The sequence below is a fragment of the Microbacterium sp. NPDC089188 genome (assembly GCF_040685155.1).
Classification (GTDB): domain Bacteria; phylum Actinomycetota; class Actinomycetes; order Actinomycetales; family Microbacteriaceae; genus Microbacterium; species Microbacterium galbum.
Genome location: NZ_JBFBHH010000001.1, coordinates 506,168 through 528,539, shown reverse-complemented (window position 1 = coordinate 528,539; position 22,372 = coordinate 506,168). Strand labels below are relative to the sequence as shown.

Annotated in this window: 20 protein-coding genes; 12 read left to right on the top strand and 8 right to left on the bottom strand. The window is 70.1% G+C overall.

The window, feature by feature from the left end:
* Window positions 1–60: 60 nt before the first annotated feature.
* Both murJ and AB0N80_RS02370 read right to left on the bottom strand, forming a co-directional pair.
* Window positions 61–1,680 carry a murein biosynthesis integral membrane protein MurJ gene (gene murJ / locus AB0N80_RS02375; protein ID WP_315994134.1) on the bottom strand — a complete coding sequence of 540 codons (1,620 nt, stop codon included), beginning with the start codon at window positions 1,678–1,680 and terminating at the stop codon, window positions 61–63.
* Window positions 1,677–3,929, bottom strand: a complete 2,253-nt coding sequence (locus AB0N80_RS02370) for a DUF6049 family protein (RefSeq protein WP_363577357.1) — start codon at window positions 3,927–3,929, stop codon at window positions 1,677–1,679. The genes murJ and AB0N80_RS02370 overlap by 4 nt, the downstream gene beginning before the upstream one ends.
* A gap of 131 nt (window positions 3,930–4,060) precedes the next feature.
* Between AB0N80_RS02370 and AB0N80_RS02365 the strand changes: the two genes are divergently transcribed.
* Both AB0N80_RS02365 and AB0N80_RS02360 read left to right on the top strand, forming a co-directional pair.
* On the top strand, window positions 4,061–5,572 hold the full coding sequence (locus AB0N80_RS02365) for a methyltransferase (RefSeq protein ID WP_363577355.1): 1,512 nt from the start codon (window positions 4,061–4,063) through the stop codon (window positions 5,570–5,572).
* Window positions 5,573–5,676: 104 nt separating this feature from the next.
* Window positions 5,677–7,104, top strand: a complete 1,428-nt coding sequence (locus AB0N80_RS02360) for a CCA tRNA nucleotidyltransferase (protein WP_363577353.1) — start codon at window positions 5,677–5,679, stop codon at window positions 7,102–7,104.
* Between the two features lie 61 nt (window positions 7,105–7,165).
* On the opposite strand, the gene AB0N80_RS02355 is transcribed toward AB0N80_RS02360, so the two are convergent.
* On the bottom strand, window positions 7,166–8,200 hold the full coding sequence (locus AB0N80_RS02355; RefSeq protein WP_363388361.1) for an NAD(P)-dependent alcohol dehydrogenase: 1,035 nt from the start codon (window positions 8,198–8,200) through the stop codon (window positions 7,166–7,168).
* Between the two features lie 111 nt (window positions 8,201–8,311).
* Here AB0N80_RS02355 and AB0N80_RS02350 point away from each other — a divergent pair, with 111 nt between their 5' ends.
* From AB0N80_RS02350 to AB0N80_RS02320, 7 genes are all read left to right on the top strand, one after another.
* Window positions 8,312–8,863, top strand: coding sequence for a hypothetical protein (locus tag AB0N80_RS02350; RefSeq protein ID WP_363577351.1), 552 nt, complete (start codon window positions 8,312–8,314; stop codon window positions 8,861–8,863).
* A 93-nt stretch (window positions 8,864–8,956) separates the two neighbouring features.
* The gene (locus AB0N80_RS02345) at window positions 8,957–10,243 is read left to right on the top strand and encodes a GAF domain-containing protein (RefSeq protein WP_363388364.1); all 1,287 of its coding nucleotides are present in this window, start codon (window positions 8,957–8,959) and stop codon (window positions 10,241–10,243) included.
* 76 nt (window positions 10,244–10,319) lie between these two features.
* Window positions 10,320–10,844, top strand: a complete 525-nt coding sequence (locus AB0N80_RS02340; RefSeq protein WP_315994140.1) for a hypothetical protein — start codon at window positions 10,320–10,322, stop codon at window positions 10,842–10,844.
* Window positions 10,845–11,278: 434 nt separating this feature from the next.
* Window positions 11,279–12,829 (top strand): aldehyde dehydrogenase family protein, encoded by a 1,551-nt coding sequence (locus AB0N80_RS02335; RefSeq protein WP_315994141.1) that lies wholly within the window; start codon window positions 11,279–11,281, stop codon window positions 12,827–12,829.
* A gap of 98 nt (window positions 12,830–12,927) precedes the next feature.
* Window positions 12,928–13,320 carry a DUF779 domain-containing protein gene (locus AB0N80_RS02330; protein WP_315994598.1) on the top strand — a complete coding sequence of 131 codons (393 nt, stop codon included), beginning with the start codon at window positions 12,928–12,930 and terminating at the stop codon, window positions 13,318–13,320.
* 839 nt (window positions 13,321–14,159) lie between these two features.
* Window positions 14,160–14,432 carry a hypothetical protein gene (locus AB0N80_RS02325; RefSeq protein ID WP_363577349.1) on the top strand — a complete coding sequence of 91 codons (273 nt, stop codon included), beginning with the start codon at window positions 14,160–14,162 and terminating at the stop codon, window positions 14,430–14,432.
* 59 nt (window positions 14,433–14,491) lie between these two features.
* Window positions 14,492–15,295, top strand: a complete 804-nt coding sequence (locus tag AB0N80_RS02320; RefSeq protein ID WP_363577347.1) for a hypothetical protein — start codon at window positions 14,492–14,494, stop codon at window positions 15,293–15,295.
* Between the two features lie 7 nt (window positions 15,296–15,302).
* Here AB0N80_RS02320 and AB0N80_RS02315 read toward each other — a convergent pair whose 3' ends face one another.
* Genes AB0N80_RS02315 through AB0N80_RS02300 form a run of 4 tightly spaced genes read right to left on the bottom strand, consistent with a single transcriptional unit; the run spans window position 15,303 to window position 18,755 of the window.
* Window positions 15,303–15,908: a response regulator transcription factor gene (locus tag AB0N80_RS02315; RefSeq protein ID WP_315994143.1), complete on the bottom strand. Its 606-nt coding sequence runs from the start codon at window positions 15,906–15,908 to the stop codon at window positions 15,303–15,305.
* Window positions 15,905–17,014, bottom strand: a complete 1,110-nt coding sequence (locus AB0N80_RS02310; protein WP_363577344.1) for a sensor histidine kinase — start codon at window positions 17,012–17,014, stop codon at window positions 15,905–15,907. Before AB0N80_RS02310 ends, AB0N80_RS02315 begins: the two co-directional genes overlap by 4 nt.
* 17 nt (window positions 17,015–17,031) lie before the next feature.
* Complete coding sequence (locus AB0N80_RS02305; protein WP_363577342.1) at window positions 17,032–17,829, bottom strand: ABC transporter permease; 798 nt, start codon at window positions 17,827–17,829, stop codon at window positions 17,032–17,034.
* Window positions 17,826–18,755, bottom strand: coding sequence for an ABC transporter ATP-binding protein (locus tag AB0N80_RS02300; protein ID WP_363577340.1), 930 nt, complete (start codon window positions 18,753–18,755; stop codon window positions 17,826–17,828). Before AB0N80_RS02300 ends, AB0N80_RS02305 begins: the two co-directional genes overlap by 4 nt.
* A 190-nt stretch (window positions 18,756–18,945) precedes the next feature.
* Between AB0N80_RS02300 and AB0N80_RS02295 the strand changes: the two genes are divergently transcribed.
* Genes AB0N80_RS02295 through AB0N80_RS02285 form a run of 3 tightly spaced genes read left to right on the top strand, consistent with a single transcriptional unit; the run spans window position 18,946 to window position 21,520 of the window.
* Window positions 18,946–19,236, top strand: a complete 291-nt coding sequence (locus AB0N80_RS02295) for a type VII secretion target (RefSeq protein ID WP_363577338.1) — start codon at window positions 18,946–18,948, stop codon at window positions 19,234–19,236.
* The gene (locus AB0N80_RS02290; protein ID WP_363577336.1) at window positions 19,233–21,008 is read left to right on the top strand and encodes an alpha/beta hydrolase; all 1,776 of its coding nucleotides are present in this window, start codon (window positions 19,233–19,235) and stop codon (window positions 21,006–21,008) included. Before AB0N80_RS02295 ends, AB0N80_RS02290 begins: the two co-directional genes overlap by 4 nt.
* A gap of 5 nt (window positions 21,009–21,013) precedes the next feature.
* A complete protein-coding gene (locus AB0N80_RS02285; protein WP_363577334.1) occupies window positions 21,014–21,520 on the top strand; it encodes a hypothetical protein in 507 nt (168 codons plus the stop codon).
* Here AB0N80_RS02285 and AB0N80_RS02280 read toward each other — a convergent pair.
* Window positions 21,498–22,328, bottom strand: coding sequence for a class I SAM-dependent methyltransferase (locus AB0N80_RS02280; RefSeq protein ID WP_363577332.1), 831 nt, complete (start codon window positions 22,326–22,328; stop codon window positions 21,498–21,500). The genes AB0N80_RS02285 and AB0N80_RS02280 overlap by 23 nt on opposite strands.
* Window positions 22,329–22,372 lie beyond the last annotated feature (44 nt).

Sequence of the window (22,372 nt, the reverse complement as noted above, 5' to 3'; positions counted from 1 at the left end):
CCTTCGTTGATTCCGCCGGATGAAACCCATGCTAGCCCTGGGGTATTCCGGGGGCGGGGGCTAGCGCTCGGGGAGGAACCGCCGACCGAGCGCGAGCGCCGGGGCGAGTTCGGGAGTGCGGAAGAGGGCCAGGATGCCGAGGTACACGACGAGGACGACTCCCCCGACGAGCGCCGAGCCGAGGGCACCCGTCAGACGATCCGCGGAGAGCCAGCCCTCGGGACCGCCGCAGAGCAGGACGACTCCCCACCCCGCCGCACCGGCCGGGATGCCGACCAGGATGAAGCGGAAGAGGGGCAGAAGCCATTCACGGATGCCGATGCCCCCGAGCCGACGGTTGAGGATCGCGGTCGCGATGATCACCTGGACGAGGCTCGACAGCGACTGGCCGAGAGCGACCGCGGCCGCGAGTTCGGCGACCGGGAGGAGGCCGGCATCCAGAGCCCAGCCCGCGCCGAGGGCGGTCACCGCGACCAGGACGCCCTGCACGAGCGTGAAGAAGAACGGCGTCCGCGTGTCGTTGTAGGCGTAGAAGGTGCGCTGGATCACGAACAGCACGGCGAGGGGCAGAAGACACACCAGGAAGCACAGGAGGACCGGAGCCGCGGCGACGGCCTCGCGCGAGTCGTTGGTGAAGATGCGCGAGGCGGGAACGGATGCCGCGACCAGTGCCGCCGTGGCGGCGACGATGAAGAGCCCGAGCACCCGGATGCTGCGGATGATGTCGTCGCGCACGCGGTCGTCACGACCGGCCGCGGCGTGCTCGCTCAGCTGCGTGAAGTAGGGGGTACCGATCGACAGCACGATGAGCGAGTACGGGAGCATGAACACCAGCCACGCGTTCTGCGAGGCGAGGACGGCGGGACCGTTCCCGGATGCCTCGAAGAGGACGCGGCTCTGCACGATCCCCGCGAGCTGGCCGATGATGACCATGAGGAACGTCCACCCGGCCAGCCGGCCGATGTGTCGCAGGCCCACACCGCGCCACTGGAAGTCGGGCCGCAACTGCAGACCCGCGCGTCTCCAGAACACGAGCAGGACGATCGTCTGCAGCACGATGCCGCCGGTCGCGACCCCGCCGAGGAGCGCGATCATGGCGGGCGTCCACTGATCGACGGCCGTGTTCGGTCCCCCGAAGATCAGCAGAAAGACGCCGAAACCGACGAGCGAGACGACGTTGTTGACGATGGGCGCCCACGTGTACGGCCCGAAGACCTTGCGCGCGTTGAGAACCTCACCGAGCAGCGAATACAGACCGTAGAAGAAGATCTGCGGAAGGCACCAGTACGCGAAGGCCGTGGCGAGGGCGATCTGATCGGGAGCCGCGCTCGCGGGCGTGTACAGCGCGACGATCCACGGAGCGGCGATCATCGCCAGGGCCGTGGCGATCAGGAGGATGACGGTGCCGAGGGTGAACAGCTTCGAGATGAACGCGCGTCCGCCGTCGGAGTGGGACGCGGCTTTGACGATCTGCGGCACGATGACCGCGGTCAAGACGCCCGTCGAGATGATCGCGTAGATCGCGTTCGGCAGGGAGTTGGCCAGACCGAACGCGTCGCCGGCATAGCTCTGGACCGAACCGACGATCGCGACGAGCACGACCTGGCGCAACAGACCACTCAGCCGGGACACGATGGTGCCCGCCCCGATGAGCACGCTCGCCCGTCCGATACTGCTCACGGGCGTGTCTCCTGCTCGATGTCGGTGTCGTCGGTGTCACCGGCGGGGGCGTCCGGATCGGCGCCCTCGGGGTCGCCGTCGTGGGGGTCGATGTCGGAGGGATCCGCGTCGTCGGGATCGGCGTCGCCGCGCCCGTCGGCATCCGGATCCTTGTTCCCCACCCCGTCGACGGCGTCGTGGTCTTCTTCGGGTGGCGCAGCTGCGGCGCGACGACGGCGCGCGACGGTGCGGACCACGCCGAGACTCAAGAACGCCACCACCAGCACGATGATGGCGATGAGGCCGATGCTCTCCCACTCGGCGCGCACCTCGACGTCGACGGCCTGCGGCTGTCCGATCGGCTCGCCGGTGGGGCTGAACAGCTGCAGGTCGACGCCGACCTCGCCGTTGGCGATGCGCGCCTCGACCGGTACCTCGACACGGGTGTTCGCCGAGGCCTGTGCGTCGACGGTGGTGTGGTCCTGCACGCGCAGGCGCGCGTCGTCGGGGCGTACCGACAGGACCACCGTGACCGGCCAGGGGAGGTCGTTGCGCACCCAGGGGCGCAGCGGCGCACTCGAGCTGACGAGGCGGAAGTCGGAGGACAGGATGCCGACCGAGTCGAGCGTCGTGGACGTCGCGGCGCGATGGTCGGAGACGGCCTTGCGGGCGGCATCCCCCGTCCAGGAGATGTTCGTGACCTGCAGGACCTCGGCGCGCTCGCGGCCGGTGAGCAGTTCGGGCTGATCGAGGATCGTGGCGAAGCGGTCGACGACCTGCTCGTCGTCGAGCAGGGCGCTCACCTCGCTCACCCGCGCGTCATCGACCGCGGGCTCGGTGAGGGCGATCTCGGATGCCGGCAGCTCCGCGAGGGTCGCCAGGCGCGAGCCGGCGAACCCCGGCGCGGTGGCGATGAGCCCGAGGGTGGCGCGCAGACTCACGCGCGAGCGATCCGTCCCGCGGTCCAGGACGGCGAGGACGGGCTGTTCGCCGGTCGCGGCGCGGGCCATGGCCAGGTATCCCTGGGCGGCTGCGAGCGAGGAGCCGCGCAGCGTGGCGTCATTCTGTCCCGCGGCGTCGGCGAGGGCGCGCGACACCTCGGCGTCGTACACGGGCGTCGATACTCCCCCGACGGATGCGGCGGCCTGACGCGCGCCCCCGGCCACGCTCGTCGACGGCACGAGCACGTGAGCGGGGTCGTCGGCGGTGCCGAGGGCTCCGAGCGCCGCGACGGTGTCCGAGCCGGCGGAACCGGTGGACGGCCAGTACACGTTCGCCGTCGCGGTGCCGATGTCGAGCAGTGTCGCGATCGAGGGGTACGTCGGCTGCCCCGGCGTCGACGCCGGTGAGGGGTCGGGGGTGGAGACGGCCGAGACGGCCGGGGCCGGCTGGGTGAAGTCGGCGGCGGCCATGTACGTCTGCAGCGATGTCGGACTGAGCGGAGCGGACAGGCCGGCGCGCAGCTGCGCGGCGACATCGGAGTCGCCGAACTGCAGGGCGAAGCGGTCGTTCGGCAGGCCGAGCAGCCGCTGCAGCCAGGCCACCGCGGTGGGTGGGGCGGATGAGCCCAGCACGCGGATCGCGGCCGGGATCGCGGGGTCGATCGCCAGGGTCGCCCCCGTGCCGTCGACCGCGTCGAGCTGCGCTGAGAGTGCGCCGTCGACGGCGGTGAGCTCGGCGAGCTCATTCGCCGTCAGCAGGCCCCGGGTGAGGGGGGCGGCGGTGATGGGGACGACGAGGGCGATGGGCGTCTGGGCGCCGGTGTCGGCGGGGACGACGATCACGCTCGCGGCCGAGAGGCCGACGCTCGCGGCGGTCACCTGCACGGGGTAGACGCCCGCGGCACGACCCGCCAGAGCCGCATCGGTCGCCGCCACCGCGAGGGTGGTGGTGCTCTGCGCGCCGGCGGGAGCGGCATCCACCGACCCGGTCGCGACCTGCTGGACGCTCACTCCGGTCGCATCGCCGCTGAGCCAGCGCTCGAGGGCCGCGTCGTCGGCGAGCGGGTCGCGACCGATCCCCAGGGCGACAGGCGTGGAGACGGCGCTCGAGGAACCCGCGGTGAGGGTCGTGACGACCGACAGAGCGTCGCCGGATCGGAGGATGCCGTTCGCGGCGGGCGCTGCGGACAGGGTCGCCGGGGTGGCCGATGAGGAGGGAGACGGGGTGGTGTCGGCGACGGCGGTCGAGGCCGGGAGCGCGACGCCCAGGACCACGGCGAACGCCGCGAGGGTCGCCAGCAGCCGGCGCGTGCGAGGGCGCCGTGGCACGGGTGAGCCCGAAGGCGGGGAAGTCACGGTCATACGAGCGTCGGTGCAGGAGGGGGCCTCCTACCGCGTCGAGTCTAGGACGCGTCCCTTCACGCCCGCCGATAGCCTCGCGCAGACGGTTGAATGGACCGGTGCTCCCTGAACCCGATTCCCAGCTCTGCGACGCGCTCGCCTCCGACCTTCGCGCGGCGGGTTACTCCAGCGCCGCCCTGCGGGAAGCATGGGGCGAGCAGGCGGATGACGCCGTGGCCCGGGGGCTGCGCGGGCCGGCGGAGCGCGCACTCGGCGCTCGCGACGACGCTCTCGCAGTTCTGGGGCGCCTGTGGGGTCTGGGCCTCGCGGTTGCGCGGAGGAAGGTCGCCGCGGCGCTGCCCGCACTCGGTGTCGAGGGAGCCGAGGCGTTGGGCCTGCTGACCCTGACCGGCGATGACGCGCGACCCGCGGTGCTCGTGCGACCGCAGGCTTTCGCCGACGACGCGGGCGAGGTGGAGTGGTGGATCGCGAGCGATCTCGACGAGGCGGCCCTCGGCGGTCCCCTCCCCGAGGACCATGTGCTGGGGGTCGGCGGGGCGTCGCAGACCCTCGCCCGGCTGCAGATCACGCGCCGCGGCGGCACCGCGCTCGACCTGGGCACGGGCTGCGGCATCCAGGCCCTGCGTCTGCGGCGGCTGGTGGACCGCGTCGTCGCGACCGACATCTCCGTGCGCGCGCTGCGTTTCACCCGACTCAACGCCCTGCTGAACGGCGTGGACGGCATCGAGACGCGGCTCGGCTCGCTCTTCGAGCCGGTGGCTGACGAGACGTTCGACCGGGTGGCATCCAATCCTCCCTTCGTCATCACCCCGCGCGTCGAGGGGGTTCCCGCGTACGAATACCGCGACGGAGGCATGGAGGGCGACGCTCTCGTGGCCACCGTGGTCCGCGAGGTCGGGGCGCATCTGTCGCCGGGCGGTGTGGCGCAGTCGCTCGGCAACTGGGAGTACCACGAGGGCGAGTCGGGGCTCGACCGCGTGCGCGGATGGGTCGGCGACGGGCTCGATGCCTGGGTGATCGAGCGCGAGGTGCTGGATCCGCTGGCGTATGCGGAGCTGTGGGTTCGCGACGGGGGGACCGTGCCCGGAACCCCCGCCTACGCCCGCCTCATCGAGGCCTGGCTCGACGACTTCGCGCGACGTGGAGTGACCGGGGTCGGGTTCGGGTACGTGCTGGTGCGCCGGCCGCTCGCCGGTGGCCCGACGCTCGCGCGCTACGAACGCGTGGCGGGCGGCGGCGAGGCGGGATTCGGACCGCATCTCGCGGACTGCCTCGCCGCGCACGATCGTGCCGCGCTGCTCGACGACGACGACCTCGCCGACAGCCTGCTGCGCGTCGCGCCCGACGTCACCGAGGCCCGCCACCATCGGCCCGGTGAGGGCGATCCCTCGGTCATCGAGCTGCGGCAGGGCGGCGGCTTCGCTCGGACGATCGAGGTCGATCCGGCTCTGGCCGCGCTCGTCGGCGCGTGCGACGGCGACCTGCCCGTGGGGACCCTCGTCGACGCGATCGCCCAGCTGATGGAGGTGGATGCCGCGCACCTCCGCGCGGATCTCCTCCCCCGCGTGCGCGAGCTGCTGGTGACCGGCTTCCTGTCGTTCGAGGACTGATCCGCGGCGGTTCTCCGAGCGCCGTCCCCGCCGCGGGCGCACGGATGTCGTCGTCATGCTCAGCCCGCTGAGAGCCGTCGGAGCCCCCGGTTAGGCTCGAAGGCATGCTGAACATGGCCGAGGGTCTCGCGCGCCTCGAGGAGCTCGCCGCGCATCCCGTCGTCTCCGCGGTCGCCGACGCCTTCGCCGGCGCGGGCCGTGACCTGGCGATCGTGGGCGGCCCGGTCCGCGACGCTCTCCTGGGGCGCCTCACCCATGACTTCGACTTCACGACCGACGCTCGCCCCGACGAGATCCTCGCGCTGATCAAGCCCATCTCCTCGGTGCAATGGGACGTCGGTCGTGCCTTCGGAACGATCGGCGCACGCGTCAAGGGCGAGCAGGTCGAGATCACGACGTTCCGCGCCGACAGCTACGACGGCGTCACCCGCAAGCCCACGGTGGAGTTCGGCGACACCCTCGAGGCCGACCTCAGCCGCCGCGACTTCACGGTCAACGCCATGGCGCTGCGCGTACCCGCCCGCACCCTCGTCGACCCGACGGGCGGGGTCGAAGACCTCCTCGCCGGCCGCCTCCGCACGCCGATCGATCCGGCCGTGAGCTTCGGCGACGACCCGCTGCGCATGCTGCGCGCGGCCCGCTTCTCGTCTCAGCTCGAGTTCGCGGTCGATCCCGCGACGCTCGACGCCGTCCATGAGCTGCGCGCGTCTCTGTCGATCGTCAGCCCGGAACGGGTGCAGGCCGAGCTCGTGCGGCTGCTGCAGACCGACGATCCCGTGCGGGGGATCCGCGTGCTCGTCGAGACCGGGCTCATCGAGGAGTTCCTGCCCGAGGTCCCGGCCCTCCGCCTCGAGGTCGACGAGCACCACCACCACAAAGACGTCTACGAGCACTCCCTCACGGTGCTGCGCCAGGCCATCGCGCTCGAGAAGAAGCGTCACCCGGATGCCGCTCCCGACGTGCCGCTGCGCCTGGCGGCCCTGCTGCACGACATCGGCAAGCCCGCCACCCGGCGTCTCGAGGCCGGAGGTGGTGTCACCTTCCACCACCACGACCTCAAGGGCGCGCGCATGGCCCGTAAACGCCTCCAGGCGCTGCGTTTCGACGCCGCGACCACGACGGTCGTCTCGCGCCTGGTCGAGCTGCACCTGCGGTTCTTCGGCTACGCCGAGGGCGCGTGGACGGATGCCGCGGTCCGGCGGTACGTGCGCGACGCCGGCGACGAGCTGGAACGTCTGCACATCCTCACGCGGGCCGACGTGACCACGCGCAACAAGCGCAAGGCCCAGCGCCTGGCATCCGCCTACGACGACATCGAGGCTCGCATCGCCGCGCTGCGCGAGCAGGAGCAGATCGATGCGATCCGCCCCGAGCTCGACGGCAACCAGATCCAGCAGATTCTCGGGCTCGGACCCGGTCGCGAGGTGGGTGAGGCGTACCGCTTCCTGCTCGACCTGCGTCTCGACGAGGGAGTGCTCGGCGAGGACGAGGCCGAGAAGCGCCTGCGGGAGTGGTGGGCGGTGCGGGGCTGAGACCCGCGAACGTCGAGGGGGTGGCATCCCTGGACCGGATGCCACCCCCTCGACGTTTCTGTCAGGGAACCACGACCGCCCGGCCGCGCACCTGTCCCTTGTGCAGCTTCGCGTACGCCTCGACGGCGCCGTCGAAGCCGTAGCGCTCCACGTGCACACCCACCGCGCCGCTGCGCGCGAGATCGAGCACCTCGATGAGCTCGCTGCGGGTGCCCCAGTACGGCGCACGCACGGCCGCGCCCATCGGCGTGGAGAAGAAGCCGGCGGGGAGGATGCCGCCTCCGATGCCGACGATGTGGATGAAGCTGTCGAGACCGGCGACGGCACGGGCGAGATCGATGGTCGGCTGCACGCCCACGAAGTCGAAGACCGCGGTGGCGCCGAGGCCGTTCGTCAGCTCGCGGATACGGTCGGCGGCGTGCTCGTCGGAGGTGACCGCGTGGTGCGCGCCCACCTCGCGCGCGAGGGCGAGCTTGTCGTCGCCGAGGTCGACCGCGATCACCGTCGCCTGCGTGATGGCGCGGAGGATCTGCACCCCCACGTGACCGAGGCCGCCGACGCCGATCACGACGGCGGTCGCCCCGGGATACAGCTTCTCCTTGGCCGCGACGATCGCGTGATACGGCGTCAGCCCCGCGTCGGTCAGTGAGACGGTCTCGACGGGATCGAGGTCGCCGAGCGGCGCGAGGTGTCGCGGGTCGTCGACGATGACGTACTCGGCCATGGCACCCGGGCTGCCGAGTCCCGGAGGGGTGATCCCCATCTCGGCCGCGTACGGGCAGTAGTTCTCGGCGCCCTGGGCGCACGCGTGACAGCGACCGCACCCCCACGGCCCGTAGATCGCGTAGGCCTCGCCGATGTTCACGCCGTCGACGCCTTCGCCGAGCTCGTCGACGATGCCGGCCCCCTCGTGGCCGAGCGTGAGCGGCAGGCCGTAGGTGTACTGGTCCTCCGGAAGGTCCATCACGAACCAGTCCGAGTGGCACAGCCCCGCGGCCGTGACCTTCAGTCGCACCTGGCCCGGACCCGCGTGGGGCTCCTCGATGTCGACCACCTCGGGGCCCTTGCCGATCTCGCGATACTGCACTGCCTTCATGGCATCCCTTTCTCTCGGTCCATTCACGCTGCCTCGACCCTCCCGCGTCGACGGCGGGGTTGACGGCGTTTTCCGCTGATCGGGAACCGTTCTCACCGGCAGAGTGGGGCGATGGATGCCGTTTTCCACGCCCGTGTCCGCCTGGCTCCCGGCACCTCGTCCCTGCTGCCCGCAAGCGATCTGGCGGTGGTGGATGCCGAGGCCCATCGCGCCGCGATGGAGAAGTACGAGGACACCCCCGAGCGTCGCCGGCTGCGTGACACGGCGGTTCCGGGCATGGATCGGACGTGGACGGAAGTGGTGTTCCTCTCCCCCGTGCATCCGCACGCGATCTGGCGTGCGTGGCGCGAGATCACCGGTCGGGACCGGGCCGCGATGGAGTTCTGGGCGATCCCGGCCGCGGACCTGCCCGAGGGCACGGTGCTCCTGGATCGCACCCGCACGGCGACCGGCGACCCGATCGACCCCCGCGAGGTGCGGCCCTTCGATCGTCGGACTCACCGCACCGCCCTCGAGACGACCGCCTCGAACCGGAGGTGGCTCGAGGAGTGCGCGCGTCGGCGGGTAAGCGGAGCGTGGTTCCACGGCGTGCCGCATGTGCTGGCGCCCGGTGCGGTGTCGCTCGATCGGGCGCGCATCGTCTCGTGGTGCGATGCACCGTGACCGCCCACCTGCGAGACCGCAGCGAACCCTCCCTCACGGGCTGCCGCCCGACCTACACTTGTCGCACTTGCCGTCACCGTCGATGGGAGTTCCGTGCCTTCACCGTGGTCGCGTCCCGCGATCTCCCCCGAGACGTCGGGGCTGCTGATCGCGCGCGCCCACGATGAACTCCTCGCCGGCAATGAGGACCGTCGGCTCGCCGACGTGCGTCCTCTCGTGCAGGAATCGTGGCGGCGGTCGCTGGCATCCCTCGTCGGTCCGGAGGGACTCCCCTCGCTCGACCTCGCCAGCGAAGAACTCGACACCTACCGACGGGCCCACCCTCTCGCCGGGGTCATGGACATGGTCCGCGCCCTGCTCCTGCCCGGAACGGCTGAGGAGTCCGGAGTCGTGGTGGCCGTCGGCGATGCGGCGGGTCGCCTGCTGTGGGTGGAGGGCGACCGTCACATCCGATCGCTCACGGGTGACATGGGCTTCGTCGCGGGAGCGAACTGGGCGGAGGATGCCGTGGGCACCTCGGCCCCGGGAACCGCGTTGACCCTCGACAGGTCGGTGCAGATCCGCGGAGCCGAGCACTTCAACCGTCTCGTCCAGCCGTGGTCGTGCACCGCGGCGCCCGTCCACGATCCGGAGACGCGGCGGCTCCTCGGCGTCATCGACGTCACGGGAGGACCCGAGGCCGTCACCCCGCAGGCGCAGTTGCTCGTGGATGCCACGGCCCGGGCCATCGAGAGCGAACTTCTCGTCGCCCGATTGCGCGCGCAGCAGGCTCCTCCCCCCAAGCGCTCGACGCCGTCGCGGGCGCTGCTGCGCATCCTCGGCCGCGACCGTGCGCTGCTCGAGGCCGGCGGGTCGACACTGGAGCTCAGCGCGCGCCACGCCGAGATCCTGCTGCTGCTCGCGGTGCACCGGGAGGGACTGTCGGCTGAGGCGCTGAGTGAGGCCGTCTACGGCCACGCGGCCGTCGAGACGCTCCGCCCCGAGATGGTGCGCCTGCGCCGCGCGCTGGTCCCGGTCGCGCCGCGTCTGGTGCCGGCATCCCGGCCCTACCGCCTCCCCGATGGTCTCGAGACGGACGCGCAGCACATGCTGTCGCTGCTCGACCGGGGGGCGCATCGCGTCGCCCTCGCCGCTTATGCCGGTCCGGTGCTGCCGGACTCGGAGGCGCCGGGAGTCGTCGAGGTGCGCGAGTCGGTGCGGTCGGCTCTGCGCGAAGCGCTGATGGCCGAGGCGGGCGTCGACGTGCTGCTGGCCTATGCCGAGACCCTGGAGGGCCGCGACGACGACGGGGTGCTCCGGTTGTGCCTGTCGATGCTGCCACCGCGGTCGCCGAAGCGGGCCGGTCTGGTCGCGCGGATCGAGCGGCTCGAACGCGCCTGAGGCGGGGGCGCCGGCTTTCCACAGGCGACGCGCCGTGCGCGGGTCCGATGTCGGACCCCGTGGTTACAGTGAACATATGGACGAAAAAGCGCTCGACATCTTCTCGGCAGCCCGTGCCCGTCGCGACGTGGCGCGCATCCGCGAGGCGCTCGCCGAGGTCAAGGCCGGCGATGTCGCCCGGGTCATCGTCCGATCGCCGCGATACGGGCTCTACGCCCTCGAGGGCACGGTGCGCATCGGGGTCGGAGGTCAGCCGCTCGTGGGCGACGTGATCCTCGCGACGAGCTCCGAGATCCAGCGCATCGACCTGGGTCTCGAGGCGCCGCAGCCGGCCCTCGAGGCCGACGTCGTCGACCCGTCCACGCTCCCCCACGGCACACCCGTGCGCGTCACCTTCCTCACGCCCACCCACCAGACGTTCGCCCTCACCGGGCCGATCACCGCGGGCAACGACCGCTTCCTGCTCGTCGGCAGCTGGATCGTCGCCGACGACCGCACGATCGCTCCGCGCGTTCAGAGCATCGAGCGCCTCGACGACGTCGACCTGCACGAGGTCAACGTGCCGCCGCTGCGCTCGGTGCTGGCCGACGCCGACGCGTAAACCGCGCTCGCGCGAACGGATGCCGTCGCCCGAGGGTCGCGGCATCGTCGTTCTCGGGTGCGAGGTGAGGCTGGTCGCGTCCGGGGGCCTGTGCGGCGTCTCGGGTGGGCCCCGCTCCTCGACGGGCGGGTACGGCGCGCGCCTGCGCCGGTCTCGGTGAGACGTCAGCTGAGGCATCGCCACGCCGGTGCGGTGCCCCGTCGCCCGGCCCTGCCGTGTCGCCGCAGCGCCGGAGCGGCGAGATCACACGTTCTCTTCGAGATCACACGCCGTTCGCGCGAATAGCTCGTGATCTCGCGCGGATCATGTGATCTCGGCGCGCCCCGCCCGCGCCCCGCGACAGGTGCAACCCGATGCAACCTCCCCCGGCGTACCGTCGGCGCATCGCCGCCCGAAGCCGTTGCGGCGACTCATGACCGTCGAAGGAGACACGCATGACCATCGTCGAAGAAGGCGTCTCGAGCGTCTACGCCGCACCCGGAACCCGCGGGGCCGTCGCCGAGTACCGCTCGCGGTACGGGCACTACATCGGCGGCGAATGGGTCGAACCGCACAGCGGCGAGTACTTCGAGAACGTCACCCCCGTCACCGGCAAGCCGTTCTGCGAGGTCGGCCGCGGCGACGCGCACGACATCGACAGAGCAGTGGATGCCGCGTGGAAGGCGTTCGCATCGTGGAGGAAGACCACGCCGGCCGAGCGCAGCGTCATCCTGAACAAGATCGCCGACCGGATCGAGGAGAACCTCGAGAAGATCGCCGTCGCTGAGACGTGGGAGAACGGCAAGCCGGTGCGCGAGACCCTCGCTGCCGACATTCCGCTGACCGTCGACCACTTCCGCTACTTCGCCGGCGTGCTGCGGGCGCAGGAGGGCTCGCTGAGCCAGCTCGACGAGAACACCGTGGCGTACCACTTCAACGAGCCGCTCGGCGTGGTCGGGCAGATCATCCCATGGAACTTCCCCATTCTCATGGCGGCGTGGAAGCTCGCTCCGGCCCTCGCCGCGGGCAACTGCGTCGTGATCAAGCCGGCGGAGCAGACCCCGGCATCCCTCCTGTTCCTCTTCGACATCATCGGCGACCTGCTCCCGGCGGGCGTGGTCAACATCGTCAACGGGTTCGGCATCGAGGCGGGGGCACCGCTCGCGCAGCACAAGCGGATCCGCAAGATCGCGTTCACGGGTGAGACAACGACCGGGCGCTTGATCATGCAGTACGCGTCGCAGAACCTCATTCCGGTGACGCTCGAGCTCGGCGGCAAGAGCCCGAACGTCTTCTTCGAGGACGTGGCGCTGCGCAGCGACGACGCCTATTACGACAAGGCTCTCGAGGGCTTCACGATGTTCGCGCTCAACCAGGGCGAGGTCTGCACGTGCCCGTCGCGGTCGCTCATCCAGCGGTCGATCTACGACCAGTTCCTCGGCGACGGCCTCGAGCGCGTGAAGAAGGTGCGCCAGGGCAACCCGCTCGACCCCGAGACGATGATCGGCGCGCAGGCCTCAAACGACCAGCTCGAGAAGATCCTGTCGTACATCGACATCGGCAAGCAGGGCGGCGCGAAGCTGCTCACGGGCGGTGAGCGCGTCGACCTCGGCGGCGACCTGTCGGGCGGCTACTACGTCGCGCCGACGGTGTTCGAGGGCACGAACGACATGCGCATCTTCCAGGAGGAGATCTTCGGACCAGTGCTGTCGGTTACCTCGTTCGACGACTTCGACGACGCCATCTCGATCGCGAACGACACCCTCTACGGCCTTGGCGCCGGCGTGTGGAGCCGCAGCGGCGACACCGCCTACCGCGCGGGCCGCGCGATCGAGGCCGGACGCGTCTGGACGAACACCTACCACCAGTACCCCGCGCACGCCGCGTTCGGCGGGTACAAGCAGTCGGGCATCGGCCGCGAGAACCACCTCAAGATGCTCGACCACTACCAGCAGACGAAGAACCTGCTCGTGTCGTACGCCGAAGGCGCGATGGGCTTCTTCTGATCGGCCGAGCCGGGGTCGTGGCGGCGATCCCGACCCGCGTGACCCCCGGGTTCGTCCCGGGGGTCACACCCATTCCCGGATTCGAAGGAGAAGAACGGATGCCAGACCTTTCCCGCGTGGATGTGACGGATGCCGCGGCCGCGCTGCTGCGCGACTTGACGGCGAAGCACGGCCCGCTGATGTTCCATCAGTCCGGGGGGTGCTGCGATGGAAGCTCGCCGATGTGCTACCCGGTCGGCATGTTCCTCACCGGGCCGAGCGATGTGTTGCTAGGCACGGTCGATATCGGCGTGGACGATCCGATCGAGGTCTACATGTCGGAGTCGCAGTTCGAGTACTGGAAATTCACGCACCTGACCATCGACGTCGTGCCGGGGCGTGGCGCAGGGTTCTCGGTCGAGGGTCCGACGGGGATGCGGTTCCTCATCCGGTCGCGGATGCTGACGGAGGAGGAGGCGGTGGCGTTCGGGGTTCGTGCTGCTGCCGAATGACGTTGCAGCGGACCAGGTTGAGCGGCGGACGCCGTATCGAGCAGGGGACGGGGCACCCGGGTGTCTTCCCGGGTGCCCCGTCTTAGCCCTCTGTGCCACCGGGCGTTGTGCGCTCTCGTCGATTGCGGTCTCTCAGCATGGCAGTCACGGCGTAGCCCAGACAGATGCCTGACGGTGCGAGGACGGCTTCGGGCGCGAGGGCCGAAATGCTGAGACCCGTGAGGCACACAGCACTCGCGCTGCCCCACAAGGCGCGGGCACTCCTCAGCTCGAGCGCCGCACCCGAACCCACTCCGACGAAGACCGAAAGCACGGTCACGACCGCGGGGACTCGGAGGAACTCGAAGACTTCGTGCACGGCTCAGCAGGACGTCTCTCGTTCGGGGGTCACCGACGTGACCTCGCCGCTCATGGAAGGTCGCAGACAGGATCACGTGAAGATTCGCATGTGCGCATAGTGATCGGCAACGAACTTCATCACCGGGACGCGTTGTCGCCCACATGGCCGACGATAAAAGTTGGCCCGGAGGGTGACTTCGCAAATGCGCTATGCCCTGCTGCGGACACATCTGATCGCGCGTCGTTCTCGCGATTCGGCCCGCCAGTCTCGTCGATGGTGCCGGGGAGGTGCACCGCCCGGGCGATGTCGCCGACAGGGCCGATATCGCCGCGTCGTGGGCGGACGCGAGTGGGCGAACGTCACCGGTAACCGGGTGAAGACAGACCCCTGACGCATCCTCGTTCGTGCGGCTCTCGCTAGCGTGTGGTGCCTCCGGGCCCGGCGCCCGGTCCCCGGCCCGCCATCGAGCGGAGCGGGTTCACCGTGTGAAAGGCGCCAGATGAGGTTCAGCGTCCGGCGTCTCACTCTCGCCGTGCTCTCCCCCGTCATCGCGGCCGGTTTCGTCGCGATCCTGCTGATGCTGCTCGCGGTTGTCGCCACCGAGATGGCGACCACCATCGACATCCCCCATCTCGTCACGTACACGGGGACGAAGGACCCGACCGGGGACGGGCGGACTCTCGTCGTCGATGGATCGTGGGCGGCCGCGATCGCGTTGGCCGGCATCGTTGCCTCCCCTCTCATCGCGCTGGCGTTGTTCCTGCCCGACTGAATGTCATTCGGACTCGTTTCGCGCGCCGAGTGAGGGCTCGAGGCGACCAGACTGGGCGGGTGCCCGCCGCGATCGATTACTCCCCGCTGACGCACCCCGTGCCCGCTCCGACGCGGACGAACGCCACCGCCTACGCGGTCAGTCGTCTCGCCGAGGTGAACGGGTGGGAGTACTGCACCCACGCCGTCGCGCAGCCCCTCCCGGGCGTCGTCTTCCGCGAACCGGACGGACGGCCCCGCTCCTCGCAACGCTCCGTCAACATCGTGCGCATTTCCGGAAGCCCATACATCGAGATCGGCGACAGCTTCTACGCCGAGATCGCCCAGGGGAATCAGTACACCCAGACGTGGGGGTATGCCGCCGTCGACCTGGGCGTCGACGCGCCGTCGCTCACCGTCGAGGCGCGGAGTAACCGTCGGCTCTCGCCCCTCCCCGCGACTCCCGCCGGCGCCGTGCAGGACGAGCGTCATCCCGGGGTGCTCGTCGAGGCGGCCCCCGGGTCGGAACAGGATGCCGACTCCCTCCTGACCACCGAGATCGTCGCCGCTCTCGGTGATCAGACCTACCCTCTGAATCTCGAGCTCGCGGGTCGTTGGCTGTTCCTGTACGCGCCGCGGTCGCTCTCCACCGACGATGCCGAGTCGTGGAGACACGTCCTCCACACGGTCGATCTCGTCGTGCGCCGGATGCGTGAGTGGCACCCGGCCGGTGCTCACTCACCATTCGGCACCTCGAACAGGACGCACGCCCGGGAGGCACGCGACGCGTGGGTGAACGGGCGCCGCGTCGCCTGGCAGCTCAGCCTGCTGGCGGTCGCCATGGTGGGCGGAGCCGTCGCCGCGTTGATCATCGGCGGACGCTGACGGCTCGCTACAGCCACCCCCGCTCCACCGCCACCCGCACCGCATCCGCCCGATTCCGCCCACCGGTCTTGCCGATCGCGCTGGAGAGGTGGTTCTTCACCGTCCCCTCGGACAGGTGCACCGTCCGCGCGATGTCGGCGATCGAGCCGCCGTCGCGCGCCGCGGCGAGCACGTCGGTCTCGCGCTCGGTGAGCGGGGAGTCGCCCTGCGCGAGCGACTCGGCCGCCAGGGCCGGATCGACCACCCGCAGGCCGAGAGAGACGCGTCGTACCGCGTCGGCCAGCTCCGCCGCGGGGGTGTCCTTGACCACGAATCCGGACGCGCCGGCTTGCATGGCGCGCGCCAGGTAGCCGGGGCGACCGAAGGTCGTGACGATGAGGGCACGGCATCCGGGGACCTCCGAACGCAGGAGGGACGCCGCGGCGATGCCGTCGATGCCGGGCATCTCGATGTCGAGCAGGGCCACGTCGGCCTGGGAGGCGCGGGCGGCCTCGACCACGTCGTCGCCGCGACCGACCTGGGCCACGACCTCGATGTCGTGCTCGAGCCCGAGCAGGGCGGCCAGGGCGCCGCGGACCAGAGCCTGGTCGTCGGCGATGAGGAGTCGGATCACCACGCCACCTTCAGTGTGAATCCGCCGAGGTCGCCGCGACCGACGATCAGACGGGCGCCGGAGGTCTCCACGCGCTCGCGGAGGCCCGTCAGCCCCGAGCCCGTGGATGCCGCGGGCGAGGGGCCGCAGCCGTCATCGGCGACCTCGATCGACCGGCCGTCGAGCCGCACGCGGCAGGCGGTGGCTCCGGAATGGCGGATGACGTTGGTCACGGCTTCGCGCACGACCCAACCGGCGAGTTCACGGCGGTCGGCGGGCACCTGCTCGGTGGTCCCGGGGAGGTCGGCGGAGACCCCGGCGCTCTCCAGAGCGGCACGGGCGGCCGCGAGCTCTCCGCTGATGCTCACCCCGCGATATCCGTGGACCGTCGTGCGGACGTCGGAGAGCGCACCGCGCGCCAACTGCTCGATCTGGGCGACCTCGTCGCGGGCGGCCAGGGAGCCGGCATCCAGCAGTCTTCCGGCCAGCTCCGCCTTGACGGTGATCACGGTGAGCGAGTGGCCGAGGATGTCGTGCACGTCGCGCGCGACGCGGCCGCGCTCGCGTTCGGCGGCGAGTTCGGCGATCTGCTCCTGCGCCGCACGCAGGCGCTCGAGGGTGGAGATGTTCTCGACGAAGCTGAACATCATGATCGAGATCGAGAGGATGATGGCCGAGTTCACGACACTCGAGAACGCGTCGGCGCCCATCGCTTCACCCACGACGAAGGACAGAGCGCTCAGGGCCGGGACGAAGAGCCAGGTGGTCCGGCGGCCCATCGCCGAGACGGCGAAGGCGACGCCGACGAAGGTCCACATCCACCGGATGTCGGTGCCGAGCCAGGGCAGCAGCGTGAGGCTCAGCGCGAAGAGCACCACCGTCGGCAGCAGTCGACGCAGCCGCGACGTGGTGTCGCGGGCGTAGGGGACCGTCGCCATGAACACGGCGGCGAACACGACGATGATCGCGGTGCCGACGAGGTGACCCGTCACGCTCGGGCCCTGCCACAGCTCGACCAGCACCGGGTAGGTCCAGATCAGCGAGATCGACGCGCCGATGAACCAGCCGCGGCGGAACGGACGGCGGCCCGGAACGCGGGTGCGCTCCGGGCCGGTCGTCGTGCTCACGTCGTTCACCCTAGGCGTCAGGCCCGCCGCGTGTCGCGACGGAAGAAGTACACGGTCCCGGCGACGAACACCGCGAGCCAGACCACCGCGTTGATCAGGGCGCCGAGGTCGAAGGCATCCCCCGTCAGAGGTGCCCGGGCGAGCTCGCCGATGCCGTAGACGGGCGTTAGCTTGCCGATGGTCTGCAGGAAGTCGGGCATCGACGACAGGGGGAAGAACAGGCCGCCGAGGAACGACAGCAGCACGACGGCGAGGCTCGTGATCTGCGCCGCGTTCTCGCCTGGAAACATGTACCCGACCATGAGACCGAGCGTCGTGAAGACCGCGCTCGCGAGGAGCCAGGCCGCGAGGCCGGTCACGATCCACTGCACAGGGGTCAGGGTCACGCCGGCGAAGGCGGCGACGGCGTAAGTCGCGATGACCGCGATGAGGCCGAACACCATGCCCGCCATCATCTTGACGACGACGTTCGCGACGGGGTTCAGCGGAGTGAGGCGCAGCTGCCGACTCCAGCCCTGCGCGCGCTCGACGGCGACCGACGCCCCGGTCTGGGTCGCCGACATCATGGTTCCGTACATCGCCATCGACACCATGATGTACGCGGCCACCGACACGCCACCGGATGCCAGAGGGGTATCGGTCAGCGGAACGTCGAGCGTCTGGAACCCGACGATGAAGAACATCAGCACGGGGAAGGCGACCGTGAACAGGAGGCTGCGCGGGTTGCGGAGCTTCCGCATCAGCTCGATGCGCAGGTACGTGAGGGTGAAACCGCCGAAGGCGGGGACCGGGCGGTCGAGGGTGATGGCGGTCATCGGACGGCTTCTTTCAGGGTGGGTGCGGCGTCGTCGGCGGTGAGGGTGAGGAAGACGCTCTCGAGGTTCTGCGCCGTGATCTCCACGTCGCGCGCGTCCGTGGTGGTGAGCAGATGACGCGCGAGGGCATCGGAGTCGCTCGTGCGGATCGCGACGCGCTCTCCGGCGGTCTCGACCGACTCGACGCCGGGGAGGGCCGCGAGGGCGGCGAGGTCGGCATCCCGGAGCGTCGCGTGAACCACACGACCCGAGACGAGGTTCTTGATCTCGGAGGTGGGGCCGTCGGCGACGATCTCGCCGCCGCGCATGAGCACGATGCGGTCGGCGTACTCGTCGGCCTCCTCGAGGTAGTGCGTCGCGAACATCACGGTGCGGCCGCGGGCGGCATCCGCGCGAATCGCGCTCCAGAACGAGCGGCGCGCTTCGACGTCCATGCCGGTGGTCGGCTCGTCGAGGATCAAGAGGGCGGGGTCGCTCACGAGCGCCATCGCGAAGCGCAGTCGCTGCTGCTCACCGCCCGAGCAGAGGCCGACGCGTCGGCTCGCCAGATTCCGGATGCCGGCCCGCTCGAGCGCCTCGTCGACGGGACGCTTCTCGGCGAACAGGCTCGCCGTGAGCTCGACCGTCTCGCGGACGGTGAGGTCTTTCAGAAGCCCTCCGGTCTGCAGCACGGCGGAGACGAGGCCCCGCGCGACAGCGCCGCGCGGGTTGTGGCCGAACACCTCGATCGAGCCCGAGTCGGGGTTCGTGAGGCCGAGGATCATGTCGATCGTGGTGGTCTTGCCGGCGCCGTTCGGGCCGAGGAATGCCACGATCTCGCCGGGCTGGACGCGCAGATCCACGCCGCGCACGGCGTGGACGGAGCCGAAACTCTTGATGACGCCCCGCGCGTCGATCGCGGCGGGGCCGGTGGTGGAGGAGGTCATGTGTTCATGCTGTCGCCGACCCGGTCCGCGCACCCGGGGCGCCGGTCACGTCTCAGGGGTGACGTTCGTCATGGGTGGGGTCGGGCGCGGATCGCCCATCGTCGTCGTCTCGGGCGAAGGTGGGCCACGGTCCGGGTGAGGCTGTGGACAACCGCCGCGCTCGTCGCGGCGTTCTGAGTACCTTGCGGGGGTGCGGAGCTTCACGGTCACCCCCGACAACCTTCGTCGCGCGGCAGCAGGCGTCGACGCGACGGTCCACCGCGCCGAGGCCGAGACGGCCGTCGCCGATGCGCGTGACCTCGGTCACGGCGCGCTCGGCACCGCGGTGGCCGATCTCATGGAGGCGATGACGGGTGGGTGGACGGAGGCCGTCGCGCAGACCGACGATGTCGCAGACGGGCTGCGCGAATCCGCCGGTCTCTACGAGCGGTCGGAAGAAGGCGCCCAAGCGAGCATCAGAGCGTTGGGACGGCCGTCGTGAGCGGGTTCGGTTCGGCGTCCTTCCCCGAACAGCTCGTCCCGGGGTCCGTGGAGGCCGCCTATGAGGTCTCCCACGTCGCCCAGCGACGTGAGAAGGTCGCCGATGAGGCGGGAACCGACCTCCGTCGGCACATCTCGATCGACGGCTGGACGGGCGAAGGAGCCGACTCCTACGCGGCGCGCATGAGCGCCGTCGCGCAGCGGTGGGTCGAGATCGGTCAGGGTGTGGCGACGATCGTCGAACCGATGCGGACGTACGCTCTCGCGCTTCGACGGGCGCAGGGGCTGGCCGCAGCCGCGATCGAAGCGTGGAGCTTCGCATCGACCTTGCCGGAGGATGCCGCACCGGCGGCGCAGGCGTTCACCTCGCTCGCACGCGGGTGGCCGGTGCTGATCACCGACCCGCGGCATCAGGGTCCGGCACCGGTGACGCGGACGGAGGGGCGTCGGCGAGCCGAGGCGATGCTCGCCGACGCACGCGCCGACGTGGCGGCCGCCGGCGAGGTCGCCGCTCAGGCTGTTCGCGCGGCGATCGAGAGAGTGCGGGCACGAGGTGATGTCTGGGCCTCCGTGGGGGTCGGCCTGGGGGTCGCGACCGTCACGACGGAACGCGTTCTCGACGTGCTCCAGTCCCTCGATGCGCGGGCGTTGACGGCATTGCTGCGAGTGCGCCCCGACCTGATCGCCCGCTTGAAGCAGACGCCGCCGGAAGAGGTCGCGCCGTGGTGGCGGCGGTTGACCGCCGAGCAACAGAACGTGCTGATCGCCGAGGCGTCCGGCGTCATCGGAAACCTCGGAGGTGTGGCATACGCCGCGCGTGACCGCGCGAACCGCATCGTGCTCGCGCAGGCGCTGGAGGTGGCGCGACACATCGCGCCGGATGGGTCGGATCAGGTGCGCGCGTTGGAGGCGCTGGAGAGAGCGTCGAGCGGCAACACGCTCGTTTCGCTCGTGCTGGATCAGCCGCCGTTGGCGCAGGTCGCGGTGGGGGATCTGGATACGGCGGGGCATGTGAGTGTCATCGTTCCGGGCATGGGGACCACGGTCGCTGACAGTGTCGATGAATACGTCGCGGCGGCGCGAAAGCTGCGAGTGGCCGAGGCACAAGCTGGCTCTATATCGCTTGATGAAGTAAGCGTTCTCGCATGGATCGGCTATCACCCGCCGATGCCCGAACCGATCGTGAACGCGATCGAGGTGGTCTCGGACGAGCGCGCATCAGTGGGGTCCCGGTCCCTCGCCTACGACTTAGGTTCTCTGACGGCGGCCCACGACGCATGCCAGGAGTCGATCGCTCTGACGGTCATCGCCCACTCGTATGGAACCGACGTAGCAGCTCTCGCAATCGAGAAGGTGCCAGTCGATCACCTTGTATTGCTCGGCTCTGCGGGGGTCTCCGACGAGGTGACGAATGCGAGCGAACTCCGCGTACCCGCTGGGGAGGTGTACGCATCTCAGTCGACAAAAGACGGATGGGCACCTGTCGGTCAGGGCCTGTCTTTCCGGGCGGACCCCACCTCATCTGAGTTCGGCGCGCACCCGTTCAGCTCCGAAGGGGTCCTCGTGGACGGCGAGCAAACGCTCCCGGTGGGCATGCATGGACCTTTCAGTGGTCAAGACGGGAGGGTCAGTTACTTGGACGCCAACTCTGCCGCTTTGAAGAGCGCAGCGATGATTTCCGTGGGCCGTGGATCCGAGTTGCCGGAGAGGGGAACACCGGAGGACCGGGTCACGTGGCGAGTGGAGGCCGAGATGAGACGAGTTCACAAATGAGGATCGTGGCAATCACCGCAGCCATGTTGGCGTCGCTGGCGCTGACCGGATGCACAGCGTCGGAGGGAAGCACCGTGACCCCGGATGAAGTCGAGCGCGACGCAAGGGACATCTTCGCCCGGACATCGGCGGTCGTCCCCGCAGAGAAATGGACCACAGAGAGGACGTGGGGCCCATGTGAAAACCCTCGCGATGGGTATGTGCAATCGATGTTCGTCGCCCAGAGCCTGGTCGACGTTCCAGAGGCCACACCGGCTCTCGCGCAAATGGTTGTCGACGTTTGGCGATCGGCTGGTCTTAAGCCGGTGGTGCAATCCGACGACGGCACGGGCGGTCTCATCATTTCTGACCCCGCGTATCTGCAGGGCGCAAATGCAGACGGGAGTGTGACCCAGTTGTCTCTCTATAAGACGGCGGTCCTCCTGCAGGTCATCAGTCCCTGCATCGAGGGCGATCTCGCGGATCTAGGTGGCACCGCGTCGACCGCGCCTACCCCACCTTCGTCGCCCTGATCGTGTAGCTCAGCGGCATCACGGAAGGCTGTTCCGACAACGCGTATTCGCCGTCGGCGCGCAGGGTCATCCGACCGGGCAGCGCTTCCCAGGGCACACTGTCGTGCTCGATCAGGGCGTCGATGCGCAGTCCGTGCGAGAGCAGGGCGGTGACGATCTCACCGAGCCCGCGATTCCACTCGTACGTGCGCGTCGACGTGAGCGGCGCCGAGACCTCGACGTAGGTGCTGTCGTCGTCCCACTCGAGCGGAACGGGTTGCTCGAAGTACGGGAACGCCAGGGTCAGGCCCGGCAGGGTCTCGTTCATCGACCACAGCACGGGGTGCCCCTCGCGGATGTGCAGGGTTCCGCCCGGCGTCAGAAGATCCGCCACGACGCCCGCCCACTCATCGATGGACGGTAGCCAGCACAGTGCTCCGATCCCGGTGTAGACGAGATCGAACGCGCCGTGCGGGAGCACCTCGGCCGCCTTCCGCACATCCGACTGGACGAACTCGACGTCGGCGCCGGCTTCATCGGCCAGCCTGCGGGCCTCGGTCACCGCGTTCTCGGAGAAATCGAGACCGGTCACCCGGGCGCCCAGCCTGGCGAGTGACAGGGTGTCGGTGCCGATGTGGCACTGCAGGTGCACCGTGCGCTTGCCGGCGATGTCTCCCAGTAGGGGTGCGTCGAAGCGGACGACGTCGGACAGGGCCTCGGCATCGTCCACGTATCGCTGAACGCCGTAGCCCGAACCGTCTCGGGCGGCATGCAGAGTGGCGCGCTCATCCCAGTTGGCGCGGTTGGCGTCGATGAAGTCAGAAGTCATGGCATCCCTTCGGCGGAATTCGAGCCTAGGGACAAGCGCCGACG